Source organism: Deltaproteobacteria bacterium (assembly GCA_016210005.1).
Classification (GTDB): domain Bacteria; phylum Desulfobacterota; class Binatia; order HRBIN30; family JACQVA1; genus JACQVA1.
Genome location: JACQVA010000050.1, coordinates 1 through 5,250, shown reverse-complemented (window position 1 = coordinate 5,250; position 5,250 = coordinate 1). Strand labels below are relative to the sequence as shown.

4 protein-coding genes and 1 pseudogene are annotated in these 5,250 nt (G+C 64.0%); 3 read left to right on the top strand and 2 right to left on the bottom strand.

The window, feature by feature from the left end:
- Positions 1–174 precede the first annotated feature (174 nt).
- Both HY699_05730 and HY699_05725 read left to right on the top strand, forming a co-directional pair.
- A pseudogene (locus HY699_05730) lies at positions 175–704 on the top strand (phage integrase N-terminal SAM-like domain-containing protein).
- A gap of 381 nt (positions 705–1,085) precedes the next feature.
- On the top strand, positions 1,086–1,661 hold the full coding sequence (locus HY699_05725) for a hypothetical protein (GenBank protein MBI4515301.1): 576 nt from the start codon (positions 1,086–1,088) through the stop codon (positions 1,659–1,661).
- Positions 1,662–2,052: 391 nt separating this feature from the next.
- On the opposite strand, the gene HY699_05720 is transcribed toward HY699_05725, so the two are convergent.
- Positions 2,053–2,337 carry an RNA-binding protein gene (locus HY699_05720; GenBank protein ID MBI4515300.1) on the bottom strand — a complete coding sequence of 95 codons (285 nt, stop codon included), beginning with the start codon at positions 2,335–2,337 and terminating at the stop codon, positions 2,053–2,055.
- A 313-nt stretch (positions 2,338–2,650) separates the two neighbouring features.
- Positions 2,651–4,015: a TrpB-like pyridoxal phosphate-dependent enzyme gene (locus tag HY699_05715; GenBank protein ID MBI4515299.1), complete on the bottom strand. Its 1,365-nt coding sequence runs from the start codon at positions 4,013–4,015 to the stop codon at positions 2,651–2,653.
- A 110-nt stretch (positions 4,016–4,125) separates the two neighbouring features.
- Here HY699_05715 and HY699_05710 point away from each other — a divergent pair, with 110 nt between their 5' ends.
- Entirely contained in the window at positions 4,126–5,064 is a 939-nt protein-coding gene (locus tag HY699_05710; protein ID MBI4515298.1) for a transporter, read from the top strand.
- Positions 5,065–5,250: the final 186 nt, after the last annotated feature.

The window sequence follows — 5,250 nt, the reverse complement described above, 5'->3', positions numbered from 1 at the left end:
CGTCATTCCCGCAGTCTTCCAGCGGGAATCCATCCCCGCCCCCCTGGATGCCCGCTGGAAGATTGCGGGCATGACGAAATGCTCTTCTCCGGCTAGGGTTGCGGGCGCCAGCCCGCGCTAGGCGAAGCCGAAGGGCGGTACGTCTTGTTTCACGGCAAGCGTCACCCGGCCGACATGGGCAAGCAGGAGATCGAGCAGTTCCTTACGGCACTGGCGGTCCAGCGGCACGTCAGCGCGTCGACGCAGAACCAGGCGTTGGCCGCACTGCTTTTCCTGCACAAGGAGGTCTTCGGCTGTGATCCTGGCTGGCTCGATGACGTCGTGCGCGCCAAGCGGCCAGAGCGGCTCCCGGTGGTGCTGACACGGCAGGAGACGCAAGCGCTGCTCGCCGCCCTTGACGGCGTCACCTGGATCATGGCAACGCTGCTCTACGGTTCCGGTCTGCGACTCATGGAGTGTTTGCGGCTGCGAGTCAAAGACCCGGATTTCATTGTGCGTGAGGGGAAAGGCAACAAGGCGTGTTTCCTGAAGCGGATTCGAAGGGATCGCGTGACGATACTCGCCGCCGCGCTACGCATCTTCTGGAAGCTGGCTATGACATCCGCACGGCGCAGGAGCTGCTCGGGCGCCGCGACGTCCGGCCGTACGTCCCGAGTAACGCAGTGTATCGAGGGATGATTTACCGCGTGAGCAGAACCCAATGACAAGGACCCAGGGCGCACTCGCGAGAAGAATCCGTGAGCTTGTCGTAGCGAGTGCCGCTCGACATCTGGGAGTGCCATCTGACAAGCTACGCCTGAGCGCGAGACTTCATGACCCGGCGATCTTCTACCGGGTTCTGGTAGACATCGAGGGCGAGCTCGACGTACGGTCCAGCGAGGGAAACTGGTCCTTCGACGGCGACACGCTGAGCGCGATAGTTGACTATTTCGTGAACCTCATCCGAAAGCGATCCGAGCACGGGTTAGCCACGGCGGGGCCGAACAGGGGGGCTGCAGGCGACGGCCGCCACTGAGGCATTCGGTGAGATCGTGGCATCGCGTTTATGCCGCAGAGCTGAGGTTCTCATGATCAAACGAGCAGTCATGGTGGTCGTGATGTTGTCGGCGTTCACGCCGCACTCGGTGCGCGCTCACTGCGATACCCTCGACGGTCCCGTGGTGCTTGACGCGAACGCGGCCCTGCAGAAGGGAGATGTCACACCCATTCTCAAGTGGGTTCGCGCCGACGACGAGAAGGAGATTCGGCAGTCGTTCGCGAAGACGCTCAAGGCCCGGGGGCTGGGAGATGATGCTCGCGAGCTCGCCGACCGCTACTTTGTCGAAACATTGGTTCGCATTCACCGCGCCGGCGAAGGCGTCGCGTACACGGGCCTGAAGCCGGCGGGGCAGGTCGATGCCGGCATCGCGGCCGCAGACAACGCGCTCGAGAAGGGCTCAGTTGATGCGCTCGCCTCGGAACTCGGCGAACGCGTCGCGACCGGTCTTCGCGAGCGCTTCGCGAGACTCGTTGCGACCAAGCGCCACGCCGACGAGAGCGTGGAGTCTGGAAGAGCCTATGTGGCCGCTTACGTCGAGTACGTCCATTACGTGGAGGCGGTGCATGCCCTGGCATCCGCCTCCGGGAGCGACCACCATCACATCCACGCTGCGGATCGTTAGGACCCGCGCGGTGGTGCCTGCGGCCGAACCCCTATAAGGCCTCCGTTGTCAAGAAGACGCGGCGGTAGCGTCACTGGGGCGGGGGGCGCTCGCGGGAAGCAGACGCGGCGTGCACGCTGAGGAGGGTGAGCTGACTTCGTTTCACAGCGGGTGCACAGATCGGCGAGCCAGTACCAGGTGAAGGCCTGTCCTGAGCCGAGCCGAAGGATGCACTCGACGGCGACGACGAGGTCGTCGCGGTGCGGCGCAATCACGCGCAGGAAGGAGTCGGGCTCGGCGGGCAGCTCCTTGTGCCCTCTCCTGGAACTCCTCCTTCTCCTGTCAGCCGTAAGGACGGCTGCACATCGTCCGAACGCGCCCGCCGCGTGCGGCGGGCGCGAATCGTCTGCGACTAGTAGCGACCTCTGCCGTTGCCTCCGCGATTGTTCTCGCGCTCCTTGGCCTCGTTCACCTTGAGTGCACGGCCTTTGAAGTCCTGGCCGTCGAACTGTTGGATGGCTTTCTGGGCTTCGCCGTTCGAGCTCATCTCAACGAAGCCGAAGCCGCGTGACTGTCCGGTCTCGCGATCAGAGATGACCGCGGCCGACTCGCAAGTCCCGGCTTGCGCGAAGAGATCCTCGAGATCCTTGTTGTTGACGTCGAAGCCGAGATTGCCGACGTACAGTTTTCGTCCCATGGCATGAACTCCTTTTACGCTGGGCCGCCGCCACGACCATGTTGTGTTTGCTCGTTGGGACAGCGACACCTGTTGTCGCTGCCGTTGCTGAATGAGAGGTGCGGGAGGCGTGCTAGACGCCGCAATACAAGGCGGGATTCTCGCGCCGGACAATCAGTGGTGAGTGGCTGCACCGTAGCAGCGTTATCGCCTTAGCGCAACCGACCTACGAACTCCGGTTGTCGCGAGCGGCGCTCGGCCCTGAGCGGCGCGCGCTGAGAGCGGGGGGCGGGCGGCCCTTGCAGCCGCCCGCCCCCCGCATCGTGGGCCGGGGCTACCCCACGCTGGGCAAACCCGCCAGCGCCATGGCGACTTCGTGCTCCGGGTACTCGTAGTCTTGCAGCTTCTTGGCGAAGTAATCCATGTACGCCTGCATGTCGAAGTGGCCGTGGCCGCAGAGATTGAACAGGATCGCGCGGCTCTTGCCCTCGGCCTTGCACTTGAGCGCTTCGCGGATGGCGGTGGCGATGGCGTGTGAGGGCTCGGGCGCCGGGATGATGCCTTCAGCGCGGGCGAACTTCACGGCGGCCTCGAAGACCTCGAGCTGGGGCACGGCCGTGGCCTCGACCTCGCCGAGCTTTACCAGGTGTGAGACCAGCGGCGCCATGCCGTGGTAACGCAACCCGCCGGCATGAATGCCGGGCGGAACGAAGGCGCTGCCCAGGGTGTGCATCTTGACCAGCGGGGTGAGATGGCCGGTGTCGCCGAAGTCGTAGGTGAGCTTGCCCTTGGTCAGCGACGGGCACGCCGTGGGCTCGACGGCGATGATGCGGGCACCGCGGTCCTCGCCGCGCAGCTTGCGGCCGATGAAGGGGAACGCCATCCCAGCGAAGTTGGAGCCGCCGCCGGTGCAGCCGACGATGACATCGGGCCAGTCGTTCGCCAGCTTGAACTTGGCGATGGTCTCGATGCCGACGATGGTCTGATGCATCAACACGTGGTTGAGCACGCTACCCAAGGCGTACTTGGTTTGCGGGTCCTGCGCCGCCATTTCCACCGCTTCCGAAATCGCGATGCCGAGTGAGCCGGTGCACTTGGGATCTTTTTCCAAGATCGCTCGGCCCGAAGCGGTCTCCGTGCTCGGGCTGGCGGTCACCCGGGCCCCGAAGGTTTCCATCATGGCCTTGCGATACGGCTTCTGCTCGTAGCTGACCTTGACCATGAAGACCTTGCAGTCGATGCCGAAGAACTGGCAGGCCATGGCCAGTGCCGAGCCCCACTGGCCGGCGCCGGTCTCGGTGGTGATGCGTTTGACGCCCTCCTGCTTGTTGTAATAGGCCTGCGCCACGGAGGTGTTGGATTTGTGGGAGCCGGAGGGGCTGTGGCCTTCGTAGTTGTAGTAGATGCGTGCCGGGGTATCGAGCGCCTTCTCCAACCGGCGTGCCCGATACAGCGGACTCGGCCGCCACAGTCGATAGATATCGATCACCTCGCCGGGGATGTCGATCTCGCGCTTGGTGGAGACTTCCTGCTCGATCAGGCCCATCGGGAAAAGCGGGGCGAGATCAGCCGGCCCGATCGGCTGGTGCGTGCCCGGGTGTAACACGGGCGGCAGCGGCTCGGGAAGGTCGGCCTGGATGTTGTACCAAGCGGTCGGGATGTCGTTTTCCGCCAGCAGGTACTTGGTTTGGTCCGCCATTTCTGGATACTCCTTTCGGCTCACGATATGAGCGCCCCAGCGATATGTAAGAGTCTGAGGCCGGATGCAAGCGGGCGCATGTGGCGCCCGCAGAAACATAAGGAGGGAACATGAGTGTGAGATGGTTGCGAAGGGTGGGGAGCGGGCTGGGCCTGCTCGGGTTGCTGCCGGCGTTGGCCGCCGCGCAGTCGTTGCCGGCAGTGAACTTGGGCTTCACCAGCTTCCTCGATGGCGGTCCGCCCGCCGGACCCGGGTTCTACTTCCAGGAGTACGTGCAGTATTACAGCGCCGGCACTTTCCGGGACCAACAGGGCCGCAAAGTGGGACTGCCGGGCAGCGTCGATGCCTGGATCAGCCTCAATCAAGTCATCTACCAATCGAATCAGGATCTGCTACCGGGCGCCAAGTGGGGCATTGACCTGATCGTGCCACTGGTCTCGCTCGACGTGCACCCGGCCGATCACCCGGTGCTGAGCACCACCAGCGGCCTGGGCGATATCCTCATCGGACCCTACATCCAGTGGGACCCGATCATGGGCTCCAACGGACCGCTGTTCATGCACCGCATCGAGCTGCAGAACCTGGTACCGACGGGCAGCTACGACGAGAAGCGGGCGCTGAACGCGGGCTCGAATTTTTACTCGTTCAACCCCTACTGGGCGGCAACGGTGTTCGCGACGCCGCAGTGGACGGCGTCGTGGCGTCTGCACTACTTGTGGAACGCGGAAAACGATGATCCGAACGTTCCCGGAGCCAAGGATTCGCAGGCTGGGCAGGCGGTTCACCTCAACTTCGCTTCGGAGTACGAGGTCCTGCCCAAGCAGTTGCGGGCCGGGATCAACGGCTACTATCTGAAGCAGTTCACCAACGCCGAGGTCGACGGCAACGGTGTCGCCGACTCCCGCGAGCAGGTGCTCGGCTTCGGCCCCGGCTTGCTCTACAGCCTGTCGCAGAACGACCACTTCTTCTTCAACGCCTACTACGAGACGCAGGTGGAGAACCGGCCCGAGGGCACGCGCTTCAACCTGCGCTGGACGCATCACTTCTAAGCGGCCGTTGAAAAGGCTTTCCGCTCGCCCCTTTCGCGAGCCTCAGGGTGAGCGGAAAGCCTTGCGGCGCAAGCATTGTCCCGCTCACGCTGAGCCCTTCGACAGCGCGGGCTGCCGCCCGCAACCCAAAGCTCGACAGGGGTATTCCGTCATGCCCGCAATCCTTAAGCGGGCATCCAGGGGCGG